Below are 17313 nucleotides of genomic sequence, written 5' to 3'. Positions count from 1 at the left end.
TCATGCGAACGGCGTCGTACCTGGGCCGGCGGCTCGCGTACTTCGTGGTGTCCGTCCTGGGGGTCCTGGTCATCACGTTCGTGCTGACCAGGACCCTGCCGGGAAACCCGGTCTACCTGCTGGCCGGTCCGCTGACCGACCAGGAGAAGGTCGACGCCGCCACCCGTGAGCTCGGCCTGGACCGGCCGCTGCCGGCGCAGTTCGTGACGTACGTCGGCGACCTCGTCCACGGCGACCTCGGCACCTCGCTGCGGACGAGCAAGCCGGTCGTCGACGACCTCGCCTCGCGGTGGCCGGCCACGGTCGAGCTCGCCCTCTTCGCGATCCTCGTCGCGGTCACGTGGGCACTCGTGGTCGGCACCCTCGCGGCCGTCTTCCCCCGTTCGGTGTTCGCCCGGGTCGCCGACCTCGTCGGCAGCCTGGGCGTCTCCGTCCCCGAGTTCTGGCTCGCCACCGTCGTGATCCTGGTCTTCTTCACCAGCCTCGGCATCGCACCCGCGCCGATCGGCCGCATTTCCGGGACTCCGCCGGGCACGATCACCGGCTTCTACACCGTCGACGCGGTGCTGACCGCGGACTGGAGCGCCCTGCGCGCGTCGCTGGCGCAGCTGCTGCTGCCGGTGCTGACGCTCGCGCTGACCACCGGTGCGCCGATGATGCGCACCGCCCGGGAGTTCATGACCGGCGTGCTCGGCTCGCCCTACATCCGTGCCGGCCGGGCGCTCGGCATCCCACCGGTCCGGCTCGTCGTCCGGCACGCGCTGCCCAACGCGTTGCTGCCGGTGACGACCATGGTCGCCACCATGTTCGGCTACCTGCTCGGCGGCACGGTCATGGTCGAGTTCGTCTTCGCCTGGCCGGGCATCGGCAAGTACGCCGTCGACTCGATCACCGCCTCCGACTACGCGCCGGTGATGGCGGTCGTCGTGCTCAGCGCGATCGTCTACCTCCTGGTCTACCTCGTCACCGACCTGATCCACCTCGTCGTCGACCCCCGGAGCCGGATATGACCGCACTGGACGTCCGGGCGTCGGTGCGGCGCGGGCCGGTGGCGCGGTGGCGGATCCTGGTACCCGCCGCTGGTCTGGCCGTGATCGCCCTGGTCTCGCTGGTGGGGCCGTTCTTCCTGGTCGACCCGCTCGACGTCGGCGCCGGCGACCCGCTGTCCGCGCCGTCGGGCGCCCACCCTTTCGGCGTCGACCAGTACGGCATGGACGTGCTCTCGCGGGTGGTCTCGGCGGGCCGGATCGACCTGCTGCTCGCGCTCAGCGCCTCGGCGATCGCCCTGGTCGTCGGCATCCCCCTCGGCGCGTTCGCCGGCTACCGGGGCGGTGCCTGGGACCAGGGCCTGCTGCGCGTCGCCGAGTCGTTCCAGGCGTTCCCGACGATGCTGCTCGCGATGGGGGTGACCCTCGCCCTCGGGCCGAGCGTCCCCAACCTGGTGGCGGTGATCGCGGTCGTCAACATCCCGCTCTACATGAGACTGGCACGGTCGGCCGTGGTCCCGTTGCGGGAGGCCGACTTCGTACTCGCCGCGCGCTGTGCGGGACGGTCGACCTTCCAGATCGTCCGGCAGCACATCGTCCCCAACATCACCCAGGTGGCGATCGCCCAGTTCTCCGTCACCTGCGCCTGGGCGATCCAGGTGCTCGCCGGCCTGAGCTTCATCGGCATCGGCGTGCGCATGCCCACGGCCGAGTGGGGGTCGATGATCCGTCAGGGTACGGACCACATGGTGACCGGCCAGTGGTGGCTCTCGGTCTTTCCCGGCCTGGCCATCCTGCTGACCGTCCTCGCGCTCAACCAGATCGCCGTCGCGGCGCGCCGATGGGGCGGGCCGTCATGAGCGGGCTGCTCGTCGAGGACCTCCGGGTCACCATCCGCACGGCGGGCGGGCCGGTGCACGCGCTGCGCGGCGTCGACCTGGCGATCCCACCGGGGACGTTCCTCGGCCTGGTCGGCGAGTCCGGCTCCGGCAAGTCGCTGACCGCCTCGGCCGTCCTCGGCATGCTTCCCGAGGCCGCGACGGTGGACGCGGGACGGGTGCTGCTGGACGGCGCGGACATCCTGTACGCCAGCCGGCGGGAGCTGCGCCGGATCCGGGGCTCCCAGATCGCCGCGATCTTCCAGAACCCGGTCGCGACGCTCAACCCGCTGATCCGGGTCGGCGACCAGATCGCCGAGCTGATCCGCATCCACCGCGGGACGCCACGGCGCCGGGCGGCGGCCGAGGCGGTCGACCTGCTCGCCGCCATGGGCATCGCCGAGCCGCAGCGGCGCGCGCGGCAGTATCCCCACCAGTACTCCGGCGGCATGGCGCAGCGGGCCGCCCTCGCCCGCGCGCTCGCCTGTTCACCGCGCCTGCTGATCGCCGACGAGCCCACGACCGGGCTCGACGCGACCGTCCAGGCCGAGGTGCTGGCGCTGATCGTCGACCGGGTACGGGCCGCTGGCGCGTCGGTCCTGCTGATCACGCACGACCTCGCGGCGGCGGCGCAGATCTGCGAACGGATCGCGGTCATGCACGACGGCGCGGTGGTGGAGCAGGGCCCGACGGCCCAGGTGCTCACCGCGCCGCGCGACCCGTACACCCAGTCGCTGATCGACTCGTACGTGCTGGCGGTCGACGGCGACAGCCCCGTGGAGGCGAGATGACCGCACCGTTGCTGGAGGCGCGCCACCTGGTCAAGCGCTACGGGCGCGGCGCGCGGTCGGTCGTCGCGGTCAACGGCGTCGACTTCACCCTCCACCGTGGAGAGATCCTCGGTATCGTCGGCGAGTCCGGCTCCGGTAAGTCGACGCTGGGCCGGATCCTGCTCAAGCTGACCGCGCCGACCTCCGGCGAGGTGTGGCTCGACGGCAGCCGTGTCGACCGGCTGTCCGAGCGCGCCTTCCGCCCGTACCGCCGGACGATCCAGGCCGTGTTCCAGCAGCCGCAGGCCGCGTTCGACCCGCGCTGGACTGTCCGGCGCAGCATCGAGGAGTTCCACCTGCTGCGCGGCGAGCCACGGGCGGGCGCGGGAGCGACGATCGAGGCGCTCGCTCGCGAGGTGCGGCTCGACCCGGCCCTGCTCGACCGGCTGCCCGGCCAGGTCAGCGGCGGGCAGTTGCAGCGACTGAGCATCGCCCGAGCGCTCGCCGCGCGCCCGGCGCTGCTCGTGCTCGACGAGCCGACTTCCGCGCTCGACGTCTCCCTCCGGGCCCAGATCGTACGGCTCCTGCTCGCCTTGCGCGCCGAGGAGCAGCTGACCTACGTGCTCATCTCCCACGACATGGAGGTCATCCGGGCGATGGCGACCCGGGTCGCGGTCATGCGCCACGGCGTATGGGTGGAGGAAGGGCCGGCGGCGCAGGTGCTCGGCGCGCCCGCGCACCCGTACACCAAGAAGCTCCTGGCCGCCGCCGACGCGGGCATGGACCTGATCCGGCCGGGACGCGGCCGATGAGGATCGGGGTCAAGCTCCCCACCGACCGGCCCGAGGAGGTGGTCGCGTTCGCGCGCGCCGCGGAGGAGATCGGCTACGACTCGCTCTGGGTCAGCGACCACGTCGTCATGCCCCGCGAGATCCGCAGCCACTACCCGTTCGCGGCCGACGGGCGGGCGACCTGGCCGGCGCGGATGCCGTGGTTCGACGCCGTCGTCCTGCTCTCGATGGCCGCGGCGGTCACCTCGCGGCTCCGGCTCGGCGTCGCGGTGCTCGTCGCGCCACTTCGGCAACCGGTCGTCCTAGCCAAGCAGGTCGCGTCGCTCACCGCCCTCGGCGGCGACCGGGTGACCCTCGGCGTCGGCGCCGGCTGGCTGGCCGAGGAGTACGCGGCGCTCGGCGTCCCGTTCGCCGATCGCGGCCGCCGGCTCGACGAGTGGCTGGCCGTCGTGCGCGACTGCTGGACCGGCGAGCCCGCCGCCCGGCGCGGGCACTTCTACGACCTGCCGGACGGCGTGCTCTGCCTGCCAGCGCCGGGAAAACCGCCACCGGTACTGGTCGGCGGCACCAGCGACGCGGCGCTGCGCCGGGCCGCGCGCCACGACGGCTGGGTGGCCCATGAGGACCTGCGCACACTCGACGTCGACCGGGTCGCGGCCGGCGCCGCGCGGGTGCGCGCCCTCGCCACCGACCCGCCCTGGGTGGTGCTGCGGCTGGTCGGCTCGGCCGGGCGCGCGGTCGAGGTGACCCGGCACCTGCCCGCCTTGGCCGCGGCCGGCGTCCACGAGCTGGTCGTGGACGTCGCGGCGGGGGAGGCCCGGGCCGCGTACGAACTGCTGGAGGGAGAGCGATGACCAGCGACGAGGAGCAGATCTGGGCGGCGGTGCGGGACATGTACGACGGGTACCTCGCCGCCGACACCGCCCGGATCGACCGGCACATCCTGCCCGAGGCGACGATCTGGGACTCCGAGCGGCCCGGGCTGGCACACGGCCTGGCCGCGCTCGACGTGATCCGGGCCCAGCGACCGCCGCGCGACCAGGGGCCACGGGTCGCCGCGATCGACGTATACCGGCCGGTCCTGGACGTCATCGGCGACGTGGCGGTCGCCCGGCACGTGTTCGCCGTCCGCTACGCCGGCGACGCGCGTCCCGCCGGCGTCGTCCGCAACACCGGTGTTTGGCAGCGGACCGGCGGCGGGTGGCGGCTGGCGCACAACCACGAAGACGCGCTGCCGGCGGCGACAGCGGCGGCCTACCTCGACATCCTCGTGGCCGAGAACCTGAAGACAACGAAGTGAGGAGGACCATGTTCGACCACGTGCAGCGCCGGGAACGGCTGTGGGAGCGGATGGCGGAGGCCGGCGTCGACCTGCTGTTCGTCCCGCCCTCCGGCGACCTCGAATACCTCACCGGGATGCAGCGGCGCATCCCGGCGTTCGGCACCGTCGAATACGCGCACCACTGGGTCACCGGCGCCTTCATCGCCGCGGGTCGAGAGCCCGTGTTCGTGCTGCCGCGTATGGTGCGCGAGTTCGACCTGCCGGAGGGCGTCGGCGGCGGCGACATCGTGACCGTCAACGAGACCGACGACGCGGTGGCGCTCTTCGCCAAGGCGCTGGGCCAGTTCGGGGCGGTACGCCGGATCGGCGTCGGGCACCGCACCTGGGCGGCCACCACGATCCAGCTCGGCAAGCTGCTGCCCGACGCCGCGATCGTCGACGCCAACCCGCTGGTCAACGCGCTGCGCCGGATCAAGTCACCGGACGAGCTGGCGGCGATGACGCGCGCGGCGACGCTGGTCGACGGGGTGCTCGCCGACATCCAGGACAAGGTCCGCGAGGGCGTCACCGAGCTGGAACTGGCCAGCGAGATCGACTTTCAGATGCGGCGGCGCGGCTCGCGCACCGCGTCGTTTGACACCGCGGTCTGGGCGATGGGGCCGGACACCGAGCGGGACGCCACCGTGCGCCTGTCCGACGCCGCGCTGCGGGCCGGCAGCGGTGTCTCGTTCGACTTCGGATCGGTCGTCGACGGCTACGTCTCCGACTTCGGCCGGACCATCCACATCGGAACACCACCGGCCGAGTACGAGCGCGTCTACGCGCTCGTGATGGCCGCGCAGGCGGCTGGGATGGCGGCCGCGAAGCCGGGCGCGACGGCGGCGCAGGTGCACGCGGCGACCCGACAGGTCATTGTGGACGGTGGGTACGGCCGCTGGTTCCGGCACCGCACCGGGCACTGCATCGGGATGGACGTGCACGAGCTGCCGTTCATCTCCGAAGAGGACGACACCCCGCTGGAGGAGGGGATGACGTTCACGATCGAGCCGTCGGTCTTCTGGCCGGGCCGGGTCGGGGTGCGCGTCGAGGACGTCATCGTCTGCGAGCCGGGCGGCGGGCGCAAGCTCAACCAGCACCCGGTGACGCTGGTGGCCAACGACTGAGATGACTGCGTCGTTCGTCTCAGCCCCGCGCCAGCCAGCCGCCGTCGACCGGCAGGAAGGCGCCGGTGACGTAGGAGGCCGCGGGCGAGGCGAGGAACGCGATCACCTCGGCGATCTCCGCCGGTCGCGCCGGACGGCCCAGCGGTACGCCGTCGAGCAGCAGCGCCCGGCGCTCCGGGTCGCCCAGGCTCCCCGCCGACATCGGGGTGTCGGTGACGCCAGGGCCGACCACGTTGACCGTGATGCCGTGCGGCGCCCAGTCCACCGCGAGGGCCCGGCCGAGCATGAGCACGCCGCCCTTGGACACCGCGTACGCGGCCTGGCCAGGCAGTGCCACGACCGAGTTCGCCGAGCCGACCAGCACCACACGCCCGCCGTCGCCTTGCGCGATCATCCGCCGGGCGGCGGCGGCCGCGACGAGGAAGCTGCCGGTGACGTTCACGGCCAGCACGCGGTCGAAGACCCGCGGGTCGAGTCGCTGCGCCGCCTCGTTGACCTCGACACCGGCGCAGCAGGCGACGGCGTCGACCCGGCCGAACGCCCGTACCGTGGCCTCGACCGCGGCCTCGACGGCGGCGGGGTCGGTCACGTCGGCGGTGACCGGGAGGCCGCCTACGTCGGTCGCGGTGTCGCGGGTGGCGGCCTCGTCACGGTCGACGCAGACGACGTGGTCACCGCGCGCCGCGAGCAGCCGGGCGGTCGCCGCGCCGATGCCGGAGCCCGCCCCGGTGACCACGCTGATCACGTCAGCCACCCGCCGTCGGCCACGAGCACATGTCCGGTGACATACGACGAGGCGGGGCAGGAGAGGAACGCCACCGCCTCGGCGACCTCCTCCGTGCGGCCGAGGCGGCCCAGCGGAATCCGCGCGGCGGCGAGGTCGTCGAGCCCGTCGTGGCGGTCGAAGAGGCCACGCACAAGCGCGGTGTCCATCGTGCCCGGTGCGACCGCGTTGACCCGGATCCCGGTCGGGCCGAGTTCGCGGGCGGCCGCCTGGGTCATCATCCGCAGCGCGGCCTTCGACGTGTCGTACGCCAGCATCGGTGACGACGACGCGGTGAACGACGATGTCGAGCAGACGTTGACCACCCAGCCGTGGCGTCGCGGCAACATGGCCCGGACGGCGGCCCGCAGCACGCAGAACGCGCCGCGTACGTTGACCGCCATGAGCCGGTCGAAGTCGTCGAGGTCGGTATCGGCGATCGGCGCGGCGAACGCGATGCCGGCGTTGTTGACAACCGTCGTGAGTGGACCGATCGACCCCGCGTGCGCGACCACCTTCTCGACCTGCGCGGCGTCGGTCACGTCGAGTGCGACGGCGGTGGCGAGCCCACCGGCGGTGGCGATGCCGCCGGCGGCGGCCCGGGCCGCGGCGAGGTCGACATCGGTGAGCACGACATGATCGCCGCGCCGGGCCAGCCGTTCGGCGACGGCCAGGCCGAGCCCTCGGGCGGCGCCGGTCACCAGGGCGACGCCGGGTGGATCGGTTGCGGTCATGCCCTCGAATATGCAATCGCCAGACGATATGAGCAACAGATCGTGCACTCGTTAACGAAAATGAGATCAAGATGCGTCATGTGAAACAAGAACAGCGTTAGTCTGCTGGCGTATGACAAGGAGGTGGCGATGAGGTTCGGTGCCGGGCTGTGGTGCCTGCAAGCGACCGCGACCACGCCGCGGCACCACTCGACGGCCTACCGGCAGCTGCTGGAGGACGCGGTGGCGCTGGAGGCGTTCGGCTACGAGGGGATGTGGCTCTCCGAGCACCACTTCTTCTACGACGGCTACTGCCCGGCCGTACTACCCGCCGCCGCGGCCGCTCTCGCCGTCACGACTCGGCTCCGGCTCGGCACCGGGATGCTCCTGCTGCCCATGCAGCGGCCGGAGCGCGTGGCGGCCCTCGCGGCCGACGTCGCCGCCGCCTCGGGCGGCCGCCTCGATCTCGGCGTCGGGCTCGGCTATCGCGACGTCGAGTTCGACGGCAAGGGCGTCCCCCGCGCGCAACGGGTACCGCGCCAGCGCGCCGGCCTCACCGCCCTGCGCGACATCGCGGTCCCCGCCGGTGCGACCATCTGGAACGGCTCGGCCACACCCGCGGGTGTGGCCCGCGCGGGCGCCCGCGGCCAGGGCGTGATGCTCTCCGGTGCCAACCCGCTCACGCTGGTGCGCGAGCTGGCGGCCGCGCACCGCAAGGGCTGGCAGGAGGCCGGCCGTCCCGGCGGCACCCGGCCGCCGGTCGCCGCGCTGCGTAACGTGTGGCTGACCGAGGACGCGGCCGAGCGCCGCGCCGCACTCGACTGGCAGCGGGCCAGCTACGTCCTCTACGCCGGGCTCGGCTGGAGCGTGGCCGAGCGTGACTCGACGCCGGCGATGGACTTCCTCAGTGACCCTGGCGGCGCTATCGCCGACGCGGTCGCGACCACCATCATCGGCCCCGCCCCGGCGATCGTCGACGGCCTCCACGAGGTCGCCGAGGCCGGCGTCGACTACGTCATCTTCCGGGTCGTGATCGAAGGCGCACCGCAGGCCGCTCTCCACCACGTGCTGCGCCGCCTCGCCGACGAGGTCCTGCCCGTCATGTCCACTGTGGAGGCGTCATGAGGATCGGGCTCCAGCTCGCCACCGGCGACCTCGACATCGCGGCGGGGGCCGACGCCGCCGGGCTCTGCGCGGTGCTGACACCGGGCAGCGCCGCTGGCGTCGACTCCGCCGTCGCGGCGCGCATCGCCGCGCGTACCGAAAACATCCGGATCGTCCTTCGGGTACGCCTCGGCGTCGAGCACCCGGTCACCCTCGCCGAGGAGGTGGCCGTCGTCGACCACGTCAGCGCCGGCCGCGTCGTCGCGCTCGTCGACACCGCCGACCTCGACCCGGAGGCGGCTGCCGAAGATCTCGCCCTCCTACGCGCCTCCTGGTCCGGACGCGTGATCCGCCACGCCGGACCGCGTTGGCAGGTCCCCTCCGGCGTGATGGGCCCCGGCATGCCCACGACGCTCGCCGTCACCCCCAAGCCAGCCCAGCTCGACCTGCCAGTCTGGCTCGACGGCACGGCCGCCGGCGCCGGGCTACCGGTCCTGGCCCGCTCGTTCGCCGACGCCGACCCGGCCACCCAGGTCCAGCCGGCCGTCGACGACCTCACCGGCGACCTCGACACCGACCGGCGGCGTGTCACCGCCTGGGCGGAGGCCGGCGCGACACACCTGTTCGTGCGCCAGCCCGACGGCGCCGGCGTCGACTTCGTCCGCGACGTGATCGCGCGCTACCTGGTGCCCGAGACCGCCATGCCGCACCTGCCACGGATCGTCGTCGACTCGTCCCCGCCGCTGCCGTGGCCGGGCCCTAGAATGGCGCCGACCGCGAGCCGAGAGGACGGCCTGGATGGCTGACCGACGCAGGACCCCGCCGGCACCCCGGTCCCCGCGAGGCCCGATGGCCGGTCTGGTGGGCGCCGTCGAGCGCCCCCGGGCCGCGGTGCCCCTCGACGACCTGGACCGGCGGATCCTGCGCCGGCTCGCGGCCGACCCGCGCGCCTCACAACGCCAACTCGCCCGCGAATGCCAGGTCTCCGCGCCCGCCGTCGCCGACCGCATCACCCGGTTGGAACGCCTCGGCGTCATCCGCGGCTACACCGTGACGATCGACTGGGCATCCGTCGGCTACCCCGTCCTCGTCTACATCCCCATGATCATCGCCCCCGGTGCCGACCTGAGCACGATCCTCACCCAGCTGCGCGAGATCCCCGAACTCGACGAGCTGATCGTCGTCACCGGCGCCTACGACCTCATGGCCCGCTTCCGCCTGCGCGACCACGCCCACCTCCAGGAGTTGCTCCTCGACGCCCTCTGGGCGATCGAGGGCATCCAGCGCATCGAGACGTTCCTGTCCCTCGGCGAGGTCCCGCGCGGTAACATCATCGAGAAACTCGTCGGCGACCCGGACGCCGGATAGCACACGGCCACCCGTCCCTGACCGGCGCATCAAGCGACGCCTACACCGCCACCTGCACGCACGGACGATTCGGCCGACGGCTGCCTCATGCCTTGCCGGCCCTGCGGGCCGGGGCTTCGCGATCTACCTAGCGGGTCGGCGCCCGTCCAGGATCTCGACTATCAGATCCCGGTGGGCACGGCCGCCCGGCGCCGTGAGGGCAACGACCTGACGATCCTCACCTATCTCAACATGGTCTGGCACAGCCTGGAGGCGGTAGACCAGGCCGGCGTCGATGGGCGCGCAGAGTCGCTTCGCGCTCGTCACCGACCTGGCCCGGCGTGAGGGCCTCACCGTCCGGCAGCTGCTGGGCCGGCTCGGCGGCGGGCGCGGGCACCGCACGGTCACCGGTACGCCGGCCGGGATCGCGGACACCATCGAGGAGTGGTACAACTCGGGCGCGGCCGACGGGTTCAACGTCATGCCACCGCTACTCCCATCCGGCCTGGAGGAGTTTTGTCGACCAGGTAGTGCCGATCCTCCAGCGGTGCGGGCTGTTCCGCACCGCGTACACCGGCAGCACCTTGCGCGATCACTATGACCTGCCACGGCCGGCCAACCGGTTCGCGCCGACACTCGCCGCACGGTAGAGGTGCGAGCGGGCCGGCGAGCCCGCTCGCACCGTCCGGTCAGGCGCGTAGCGGGGCAAGCGCCCTCGACCAGGCGACGACGTCGTCGAGGGTCGCCGTCAGTGCGGCGACCTGGTGCGGCTGCGGGGTCAGGGTCACGAACTCCTCGAAGTCGTTGTGGAACAGCAGGCCCACTTGTGCCCGGACCGTGGCCACCTTCACCTCGGCGGCGATGAGGGTCCGGGGCGCGTTCGTCGCACGCAGTTGCGGCTGCGCTTCACCGGCCGACGGTGTTGAAGGGGGGAACGAACGAGCCGTCGGCCAGTGGGTCGTCGTCCCGGAAGACGAGTTCAGAACGGGCGGTGATCCATGCCGATCCGGTCACTTCGGGCGTGATGGCGGGGCGGCCTGAGGGGAGGACGAGCTTTCGTACGACCTCGGTTGTGAAGGTCGTGCCGAGCACGCTGTGGTGATTGAACGTGTCGCCGATCGCGAGGGCGCCAGCGGCGTGGAGGATGGCGGTGCGGGCGGATGAGCCGGTGCCGCAGGGGGAGCGGTCGAATCCGAGCTGGGTCGACGTCGCTAGGTTCGTCCCACTCCTGGTGCCCTCCGTGGTGGTCCACAGTAGCTGCGGAACGAATGTGGGGTCGTCCGGCTCGTCTGGATGCTCGGGAAGTGAGGCATTGATGGCGGCCCGAATGTGTTCCGACAGCGCCATTAGCCGGTGGACCTGGTCGAGGGTGATCGCCAGGCCGAGGCTGGAAGCGTCGACCACCGCGTACCAGAGACCTCCGTACGCGAGGTCGTAGCGGACCTCACCCAGGCCTGGCACGGCCACGACCGCGTCGGTGGCGAAAGCGTACGACGTCGCGTTCTCGAAGCTCACCTGCCGCACCCGGCCGCGCTCGACGGTCGCGGCGACTCGGATAAGTCCGGCGCCCGTCTGCACCGTGAGGTCGGTCCTTGGCTCGGACGCGGTGACGACACCCTCCTCGATCAGCGTGGTGACGGTGCCGATGAGTGCGTGCCCGCACATGTCCAGCGGGCCGAGCGCGGAGAAGATCAACACGGCGATGTCCGCCTGCGGATCATCAGGCGGCATCGGCACGACAGCGTGCCATGGCGCCCACCCGCGCGGCTCGCCGACGACGGCGGAAATCAGCCGGGGATGGCGTGCGTACAGTGCGCGCGAGCGTTCGGACAGCGTGGCGCCAGGCATCGCGTCAAGACCGTGTAGGACCACCCGGGTGGGTTCGCCCGCGGTGTGTGAGTCCACGACGATCAGCGGCCCAAGTGCGGATGTTTCGATGATGTGCTCCCTTGTTAACGGCACGTCAACCTGTGGCCCAGGGACCCTGGAGCTCTTGATCTGCGATGCCTGCGACAGATATATCTGATGTTAGCAAGCAGATACATCAGATGTTGACGTCACCTCGGGGGCATCATCCGCCGCCGCGCCACAGCTTTTGGAGCAGCAAGGAGCCGCTCATGTCCATCAGGTCCAAACGAATTCTCGGCGGCGTTGCCGCACTGACCGTAGTCGCCGCATCGCTGACTGCTTGTTCGTCCGAGTCCGGTGAGGCCCGCGGCAACGCCATTGTTCAGGCGATCTCCGGGGACCCGTCGACGCTCGACCCCCGGCTCTCGTTCGAGAAGCGGTCCGCCCAATACGTGGCGAACGTCTACGACACGCTCGTCGGATTCAAGCTGACCAAGAACGACAAGGGTCTGCTGGTTGCCGACTCCGAGGCGCCGACCGGAGCACTTGCCGAGACCATCGATGTCAGCGAGGACAAGCTGACCTACACGTTCCGCCTGCACGAGGCGACGTTCCACTCCGGCAACCCCGTCACCTCCGCCGACGTCCAGTGGAGCTTCGAGCGAGCTTGGAAGCTCCAGGAGGGCGGCTGGTTCGACCTCAGGACCATCGGTCTCTCCGACCCCAGCACCCAGATCACGACTCCTGACGACCGCACCGCCGTCATGAAGATGACGCGGACCACGCCGTTCACGCTCCAGATGCTCGCCAACCCAACGATCGCGATCTACGACTCCAAGCTGATGAAGGAGAACGCCACCAGCGACGACCCGTGGGCGCAGGACTACCTCGCCGACCACGATGCTGGGTCGGGTCCCTACAAGCTCGAGTCGTTCGAGCGTGGTGTGTCGCTCACCCTCAGTCGTTTCGACCAGTACTGGGGTGAGAAGCCCGAGGCGGACAAAGTTGTGATGCAGGTGGTGCCCTCGGCCTCCGACCAGGTCGCACTGCTGAAGAACGGCGACATCGACATCGCCGCCGAGCTACCCAGCGCATCGCTGAAGGAGCTGACCTCGGCCGACGGCGTGACCATCCACGCGAGCAAGTCCAACCAGCAGGTCAACCTCATGATGAACAACGCGGCCGGGCCGACCGCCGACGTCAATGTCCGCCGCGCGATCAGCTACGCCGTGCCGTACGACGCGATCGCCGCCAACGTCTACGGCGGCTACGCCGATGGGCCTTCCGGTCCGATCCCGACCGGCATGCCGGGCTTCGACGAGGACGCTGCCCTCTACAAGGAGGACCTCGAGGCCGCGAAACGGGCGCTTGCGGAGTCGGACCACGCCGGCGCCCTCAGCATCCCGCTCACGTACGACAACTCGGTGACCGGCTATGAGGAGATCGCCATCGCCGTCCAGCAGGCCTTGGGCAAGATCGGCATCACCGTCGAGACCAAGCCCGTGACGACCGCCCAGATGAACGAGGCCTTCTTCAGCGGCAAGACCGAACTCTTCATCTTCAGCGCGCTGTCCTGGGTCAACAACCCCTCTTACCATCTCGACCTGTACTGGGCGACCGGCTCCTACGGCAACAAGATCAGCTACACGAACGCCCAGGTGGACCGCATCAAGGAGAAGGCGTTCCAACAGCCCGTCGGCTCCGAGCCCTTCAAGGCTGACGTCGCCGAGATTCAGAAGCTCATGCTGCAGGACGCTCCCGCCGTCTGGTTGGGACAGGTCAACTGGACACTGGGCACCAGCGACCGGATCACCAGCTACGAAGTTCGAACCGACCAGATCTTCCGGTTCGGCACCATGGACCTGGCTGGCTGACGGGGGATCGCAGCACTCATGGTTGGATACACCGCCCGCCGCGTGGCGTGGGTCATCCCGATCCTTCTCGGGGTCGCTACCCTCACGTTCTTCGTCTCGAGGGCGATGCCGGGGGACCCGGCGAAGATCTTCGCCGGGTCCCAGGCGACCGACACCGCCATCGCTGCGATCCGTGCCGAGTTCGGATTCGACAAGCCGCTGGGGGTGCAGTACCTCGACTATCTGGCCGGGCTCGTGCGCGGCGACCTCGGGACGTCGGTCCGGACCGGCCACAGTGTCCTCGACGATCTGATGGGGCGGTTCCCCGCGACCATCGAACTGATCCTCGCCGCCCTGATCCTGGCGTTGGTGATCGGCGTCCCGCTGGGCGTCGCCGCTGGGGCAAGCGCACGACGTGGTGCCAAGCGCCTCGCCCGGGGAGTCTCGACACTCGGAGTGTCCATCCCGGAGTTCTGGCTCGGCTTGCTCTTGATCGTCGTCTTCTACTCCAGCCTCGACATCGCTCCCGCACCGGTCGGGCGGCTCGACATCGGGATGCCCACGCCGGACAGCGTGACCGGCCTGATCACCGTGGATGCCCTGCTCGCCGGTGACCTCGAGGTGTTCGGCAACGCCGTCGGCCACCTCCTGCTGCCCGCGCTCGCCTTGGGTCTCCCCGCCGCGGCTCCCATCACCCGGCTGAGCGCCGAGGCCACGGCGTCGCTGCTGCGTTCGGATCACCTCTTCTACACGCGGGCCATCGGAACACCACCTCACGTCGTCTACCTCAAGCACGTGCTGCGCAACATCGCCCCGATCGTGACGACGATGACCGCGCTCATCTTCGGCTTCCTGGTCGGTGGCGCGGTGGTGGTCGAGGAGGTCTTCGCCTGGCCGGGCGTCGGCCTCTACGCGATCGACTCGCTCCACTACAACGACTACGCGGCGGTCCAAGGCTTTGTTCTCCTGGCGGCGGCCGTCTACATCCTGCTGTTCCTCGCCGTCGACCTGGGCAACACCTACCTGGACCCCCGGAGGAGGCTCACATGAGTGGTCAAGTGATCGCCGCAGCCACGGCGCCTCCGAGCACGCCACGCTCTCTCCGTGGGACGGGTGCCTGGGGATTGGCCCTGGGCGTCGGCATCCTTGCCGCCGTCCTGCTCGCAACCCTGCTCGCGCCGCTGTATCTGCCGTTCGATCCGTTGGAGGCCAACCTCCCCGACCAGTACCTCCCGCCGGGTACGGACGGGCACATCTTCGGCACCGATCGCAGCGGGTTCGACATCTTCTCCCGGGTCATCTACGGCGCGCGCTACGACCTTTTGATCGCCCTCATCGCGATCGCGGTCGCTCTGGTCGTTGGCGTACCGCTCGGTCTGCTCGCGGGTTACCGGGGTCGCGCCACGGACACCGTGATCTCCCGACTGCTTGATGTCTTCCAGGCTTTCCCGCTCCTCGTTCTCGCCATCGCCGTGTTGGGTGCGTTCGGTCGAGGTATCTGGATCACGGGCATCGTCATCGGAATCGTGTCGGCGCCGACCTTCGTCCGGTTGGTCCGCGAGCAGACCCGGACCATCCGTGACCGGATGTTCGTCGAGGCGGCGCGCTGTTCGGGCTTCACCGAGTTTCAGATCATGCGGCGTTACGTGCTGCCCGCGAACCTGGGAGTCATCTACACCCAGGCCGCGACCTCGGCAGCGTGGGCGATTCTGTTGGCCGCGGCGCTCGGCTTCGTCGGCGTCGGCGTTCCGGTGCCACTGCCCGAGTGGGGCTACATGATCTCGACGGGGACCGAGGGCCTGACCCGCGGGATCTGGTGGACCTCGGTGTTCCCCGGCTTGGCGATCGTGTTGCTGGCTCTGGCTTTCACGCTCATCGGAGAGTCCCTGTCCCGCTGGGCGGACCCGCGGCGGAGGAGGAGTCGATGAGCGACAGTCACAGCGCTCTGCTTGAGATGCGCGACGTCTCGGTGACCGTGCGCGGAGCCGGCGGCGATGTGCCGGTCCTGCGCGACGTCGCACTCGAAGTTGGCCGCGGTGAGCTCGTCGGCGTGGTCGGCGAGACCGGCGCGGGCAAGAGTTTCACCGCCCGAGCGGTGCTCGGGTTGCTCCCGCACGGGGCCCAACGGGTATCCGGTTCCGTCGTGTTCGACGGCACCGAACTCGACAAACCGCGGGCCTACGCCGACCTGAGGGGCACCCGGATGGGATTCGTTCCGCAGAACCCGCGGCTGGCCCTCGACCCGGTCTTCACCGTCGGGTCGCAACTGGTCGCGGTGATCCGACGCGGTCAACGAACGTCCCGCAAGCAAGCGCGGGCACGCGGGATCGCGCTGCTGGCCGATCTCGGTGTCCACGAACCAGAGCGTGTCATGCGCTCGTACGCACACCAGCTCTCCGGTGGCCTGTGCCAACGGGCGTGCATCGCCATCGCGCTCGCCAACGACCCGGAACTGGTCATCGCGGACGAGCCGACGACCGGCCTGGACGTCACTGTGCAACGGCAGATCCTGGACCTGCTTCGGAGCCAACTCGTCCGCGATGGCCGGGGCGGCCTGTTGATCACCCACGATCTCGGTGTCATCGCCACCTGGTGCGATCGCGTCGCGGTTATGTACGCCGGCCGCGTCGTCGCCGTCGGGCCGGTCGCCGACGTGCTGCGCGAGGGACATCCGTACGCACAAGGGCTGAAGGGCATCGCCGTCGCCCTCGAACATGGTGTGGAACCGGTCGCGATCCCGGGCACCGTGCCGACGCCGGGTGACCAGATCGAGGGCTGCGCGTTCGCGCCGCGGTGCGCCGTCGCCACAGACAGGTGTCGGGCGGACGATCCGGCTCCCCGCCCGTACGGCGACCAACTGGTGCGCTGCCACCACCCTGTCGCGGACGCGGAACTCCCAGGCGTCGGGCGTCCGACCAGAAGCAAGGAGGTCGGAGTATGAGCGCCGCCCAATCCTCGCCGCAGCTGCCCGTCCTGGAACTGCGCCGGCTCCGCAAAACGTTCAAGGTCGGGCGCGGGCCAAAGGCGCGGGAGGTCCGCGCGGTCGACGACGTCAGCCTGACGCTCGACAAGGGGACGACGCTCGCGGTGGTCGGGGAGTCGGGCTCGGGAAAGACGACGTTGGCTCGGCTCGCGATGTCGTTGCTTCCCCCGGACGACGGCGACATCCTGCTCAACGGCTGCAACCTCACGGAACTCTCGCCCCGGGCACTGGCCCGGTTCCGCCCGTCGATGCAGATGGTCTTCCAGGACCCGTTCGACTCCCTGGCCCCATGGCACACCGCCGAGCAGATCGTCGGCTCGTCCCTGCACTTGCGTCGAGATCTCGGTCCCGCGGAGAGGCGCCGTCTGGTAGCCGACGTCCTCGAACGGGTGGGGCTTCCGCAGCGATTCCTCGGCCGCTATCCACACGAACTATCGGGCGGCCAGGCGCAACGTGTGGGCATCGCCCGGGCGATCGTGACCCGTCCCAGCCTGATCGTTCTCGACGAGCCCACCAGCGCTCTCGACATGTCGGTCCAGGCCCAGATCCTCGCCCTGCTCCACGAACTGCAGAACGAGGAACAACTGTCCTACCTGTTCATCTCCCACGATCTGGCTGTTGTCCGTTACCTCGCGGACCGGACGGCGGTGATGCGGCGGGGACAAATCGTGGAGGTCGGAGACACCACTGAGATCTTCGATCGACCTGAGAACGACTACACCCGGGAGCTTGTGGAGGCGTCACCCCGGGTCACCGCGGCACCAGGCGGGCGAAAGCCCGACGGATTCCGAGCGGATGGCGTCAGCCTTCGAGTCCGAGAAACACACTGATC

20 protein-coding genes are annotated in these 17313 nt (G+C 70.6%); 16 read left to right on the top strand and 4 right to left on the bottom strand.

The genetic code is table 11. From position 1 onward, the window contains the following. Positions 1-2 precede the first annotated feature (2 nt). From ACFFIA_RS28570 to ACFFIA_RS28540, 7 genes are read left to right on the top strand one after another with little or no spacing between them, the layout of a single operon-like run. Positions 3-1010, top strand: a complete 1008-nt coding sequence (locus ACFFIA_RS28570; RefSeq protein ID WP_377256311.1) for an ABC transporter permease — start codon at positions 3-5, stop codon at positions 1008-1010. Then, positions 1007-1846 (top strand): ABC transporter permease, encoded by an 840-nt coding sequence (locus tag ACFFIA_RS28565; protein WP_377256308.1) that lies wholly within the window; start codon positions 1007-1009, stop codon positions 1844-1846. Before ACFFIA_RS28570 ends, ACFFIA_RS28565 begins: the two co-directional genes overlap by 4 nt. Continuing rightward, positions 1843-2655 carry an ABC transporter ATP-binding protein gene (locus ACFFIA_RS28560; RefSeq protein ID WP_377256305.1) on the top strand — a complete coding sequence of 271 codons (813 nt, stop codon included), beginning with the start codon at positions 1843-1845 and terminating at the stop codon, positions 2653-2655. The genes ACFFIA_RS28565 and ACFFIA_RS28560 overlap by 4 nt, the downstream gene beginning before the upstream one ends. After that, positions 2652-3446, top strand: a complete 795-nt coding sequence (locus ACFFIA_RS28555; RefSeq protein WP_377256302.1) for an ABC transporter ATP-binding protein — start codon at positions 2652-2654, stop codon at positions 3444-3446. Before ACFFIA_RS28560 ends, ACFFIA_RS28555 begins: the two co-directional genes overlap by 4 nt. Beyond that, positions 3443-4279 carry a TIGR03619 family F420-dependent LLM class oxidoreductase gene (locus ACFFIA_RS28550; RefSeq protein ID WP_377256299.1) on the top strand — a complete coding sequence of 279 codons (837 nt, stop codon included), beginning with the start codon at positions 3443-3445 and terminating at the stop codon, positions 4277-4279. The genes ACFFIA_RS28555 and ACFFIA_RS28550 overlap by 4 nt, the downstream gene beginning before the upstream one ends. Further along, positions 4276-4725 (top strand): nuclear transport factor 2 family protein, encoded by a 450-nt coding sequence (locus ACFFIA_RS28545; RefSeq protein WP_377256297.1) that lies wholly within the window; start codon positions 4276-4278, stop codon positions 4723-4725. Before ACFFIA_RS28550 ends, ACFFIA_RS28545 begins: the two co-directional genes overlap by 4 nt. An 8-nt stretch (positions 4726-4733) precedes the next feature. Beyond that, a complete protein-coding gene (locus ACFFIA_RS28540; protein WP_377256293.1) occupies positions 4734-5870 on the top strand; it encodes a M24 family metallopeptidase in 1137 nt (378 codons plus the stop codon). A gap of 19 nt (positions 5871-5889) precedes the next feature. On the opposite strand, the gene ACFFIA_RS28535 is transcribed toward ACFFIA_RS28540, so the two are convergent. Continuing rightward, a complete protein-coding gene (locus ACFFIA_RS28535; protein WP_377256290.1) occupies positions 5890-6624 on the bottom strand; it encodes an SDR family NAD(P)-dependent oxidoreductase in 735 nt (244 codons plus the stop codon). Continuing rightward, positions 6612-7367, bottom strand: coding sequence for an SDR family NAD(P)-dependent oxidoreductase (locus ACFFIA_RS28530; protein WP_377256288.1), 756 nt, complete (start codon positions 7365-7367; stop codon positions 6612-6614). Before ACFFIA_RS28530 ends, ACFFIA_RS28535 begins: the two co-directional genes overlap by 13 nt. A gap of 129 nt (positions 7368-7496) precedes the next feature. On the opposite strand from ACFFIA_RS28530, the gene ACFFIA_RS28525 reads away from it, so the two are divergent. From ACFFIA_RS28525 to ACFFIA_RS28510, 4 genes are all read left to right on the top strand, one after another. Further along, positions 7497-8471 (top strand): LLM class flavin-dependent oxidoreductase, encoded by a 975-nt coding sequence (locus tag ACFFIA_RS28525; RefSeq protein WP_377256286.1) that lies wholly within the window; start codon positions 7497-7499, stop codon positions 8469-8471. After that, a complete protein-coding gene (locus tag ACFFIA_RS28520; RefSeq protein WP_377256284.1) occupies positions 8468-9256 on the top strand; it encodes an LLM class flavin-dependent oxidoreductase in 789 nt (262 codons plus the stop codon). Before ACFFIA_RS28525 ends, ACFFIA_RS28520 begins: the two co-directional genes overlap by 4 nt. Positions 9257-9299: 43 nt before the next feature. Further along, the gene (locus ACFFIA_RS28515) at positions 9300-9818 is read left to right on the top strand and encodes an Lrp/AsnC family transcriptional regulator (RefSeq protein ID WP_377256282.1); all 519 of its coding nucleotides are present in this window, start codon (positions 9300-9302) and stop codon (positions 9816-9818) included. A gap of 274 nt (positions 9819-10092) precedes the next feature. Then, positions 10093-10398 carry a hypothetical protein gene (locus tag ACFFIA_RS28510; RefSeq protein WP_377256279.1) on the top strand — a complete coding sequence of 102 codons (306 nt, stop codon included), beginning with the start codon at positions 10093-10095 and terminating at the stop codon, positions 10396-10398. An 88-nt stretch (positions 10399-10486) separates the two neighbouring features. Here ACFFIA_RS28510 and ACFFIA_RS28505 read toward each other — a convergent pair whose 3' ends face one another. Next, positions 10487-10648: a hypothetical protein gene (locus tag ACFFIA_RS28505; RefSeq protein WP_377256276.1), complete on the bottom strand. Its 162-nt coding sequence runs from the start codon at positions 10646-10648 to the stop codon at positions 10487-10489. Positions 10649-10703: 55 nt separating this feature from the next. Next, entirely contained in the window at positions 10704-11702 is a 999-nt protein-coding gene (locus ACFFIA_RS28500; RefSeq protein WP_377256273.1) for a proline racemase family protein, read from the bottom strand. 98 nt (positions 11703-11800) lie between these two features. On the opposite strand from ACFFIA_RS28500, the gene ACFFIA_RS28495 reads away from it, so the two are divergent. Genes ACFFIA_RS28495 through ACFFIA_RS28475 form a run of 5 tightly spaced genes read left to right on the top strand, consistent with a single transcriptional unit; the run spans position 11801 to position 17311 of the window. Further along, a complete protein-coding gene (locus ACFFIA_RS28495) occupies positions 11801-13519 on the top strand; it encodes an ABC transporter substrate-binding protein (RefSeq protein WP_377256270.1) in 1719 nt (572 codons plus the stop codon). A gap of 18 nt (positions 13520-13537) precedes the next feature. After that, complete coding sequence (locus tag ACFFIA_RS28490) at positions 13538-14548, top strand: ABC transporter permease (RefSeq protein WP_377256267.1); 1011 nt, start codon at positions 13538-13540, stop codon at positions 14546-14548. Continuing rightward, positions 14545-15426, top strand: coding sequence for an ABC transporter permease (locus tag ACFFIA_RS28485; protein WP_377256264.1), 882 nt, complete (start codon positions 14545-14547; stop codon positions 15424-15426). Before ACFFIA_RS28490 ends, ACFFIA_RS28485 begins: the two co-directional genes overlap by 4 nt. Further along, positions 15423-16439, top strand: a complete 1017-nt coding sequence (locus tag ACFFIA_RS28480) for an ABC transporter ATP-binding protein (protein WP_377256261.1) — start codon at positions 15423-15425, stop codon at positions 16437-16439. The genes ACFFIA_RS28485 and ACFFIA_RS28480 overlap by 4 nt, the downstream gene beginning before the upstream one ends. After that, positions 16436-17311: an ABC transporter ATP-binding protein gene (locus ACFFIA_RS28475; protein WP_377256258.1), complete on the top strand. Its 876-nt coding sequence runs from the start codon at positions 16436-16438 to the stop codon at positions 17309-17311. Before ACFFIA_RS28480 ends, ACFFIA_RS28475 begins: the two co-directional genes overlap by 4 nt. Positions 17312-17313: the final 2 nt, after the last annotated feature.

The sequence above is a fragment of the Phytohabitans kaempferiae genome (genome assembly GCF_042433955.1).
GTDB lineage: Bacteria > Actinomycetota > Actinomycetes > Mycobacteriales > Micromonosporaceae > Phytohabitans > Phytohabitans kaempferiae.
This window is presented reverse-complemented; position numbering and strand designations above follow the sequence as displayed.

Excerpts from the sequence above, each read along its gene's own strand:
- ACFFIA_RS28570 (WP_377256311.1), top strand. The coding sequence starts at position 3 with ATGCGAACGGCGTCGTACCTGGGCCGGCGGCTCGCGTACTTCGTGGTG.
- ACFFIA_RS28565 (WP_377256308.1), top strand. The coding sequence starts at position 1,007 with ATGACCGCACTGGACGTCCGGGCGTCGGTGCGGCGCGGGCCGGTGGCG.
- ACFFIA_RS28560 (WP_377256305.1), top strand. The coding sequence starts at position 1,843 with ATGAGCGGGCTGCTCGTCGAGGACCTCCGGGTCACCATCCGCACGGCG.
- ACFFIA_RS28555 (WP_377256302.1), top strand. The coding sequence starts at position 2,652 with ATGACCGCACCGTTGCTGGAGGCGCGCCACCTGGTCAAGCGCTACGGG.
- ACFFIA_RS28550 (WP_377256299.1), top strand. The coding sequence starts at position 3,443 with ATGAGGATCGGGGTCAAGCTCCCCACCGACCGGCCCGAGGAGGTGGTC.
- ACFFIA_RS28545 (WP_377256297.1), top strand. The coding sequence starts at position 4,276 with ATGACCAGCGACGAGGAGCAGATCTGGGCGGCGGTGCGGGACATGTAC.
- ACFFIA_RS28540 (WP_377256293.1), top strand. The coding sequence starts at position 4,734 with ATGTTCGACCACGTGCAGCGCCGGGAACGGCTGTGGGAGCGGATGGCG.
- ACFFIA_RS28530 (WP_377256288.1), bottom strand. The coding sequence starts at position 7,367 with ATGACCGCAACCGATCCACCCGGCGTCGCCCTGGTGACCGGCGCCGCC.
- ACFFIA_RS28525 (WP_377256286.1), top strand. The coding sequence starts at position 7,497 with ATGAGGTTCGGTGCCGGGCTGTGGTGCCTGCAAGCGACCGCGACCACG.
- ACFFIA_RS28520 (WP_377256284.1), top strand. The coding sequence starts at position 8,468 with ATGAGGATCGGGCTCCAGCTCGCCACCGGCGACCTCGACATCGCGGCG.
- ACFFIA_RS28515 (WP_377256282.1), top strand. The coding sequence starts at position 9,300 with ATGGCCGGTCTGGTGGGCGCCGTCGAGCGCCCCCGGGCCGCGGTGCCC.
- ACFFIA_RS28510 (WP_377256279.1), top strand. The coding sequence starts at position 10,093 with ATGGGCGCGCAGAGTCGCTTCGCGCTCGTCACCGACCTGGCCCGGCGT.
- ACFFIA_RS28495 (WP_377256270.1), top strand. The coding sequence starts at position 11,801 with ATGCCTGCGACAGATATATCTGATGTTAGCAAGCAGATACATCAGATG.
- ACFFIA_RS28490 (WP_377256267.1), top strand. The coding sequence starts at position 13,538 with ATGGTTGGATACACCGCCCGCCGCGTGGCGTGGGTCATCCCGATCCTT.
- ACFFIA_RS28485 (WP_377256264.1), top strand. The coding sequence starts at position 14,545 with ATGAGTGGTCAAGTGATCGCCGCAGCCACGGCGCCTCCGAGCACGCCA.
- ACFFIA_RS28480 (WP_377256261.1), top strand. The coding sequence starts at position 15,423 with ATGAGCGACAGTCACAGCGCTCTGCTTGAGATGCGCGACGTCTCGGTG.
- ACFFIA_RS28475 (WP_377256258.1), top strand. The coding sequence starts at position 16,436 with ATGAGCGCCGCCCAATCCTCGCCGCAGCTGCCCGTCCTGGAACTGCGC.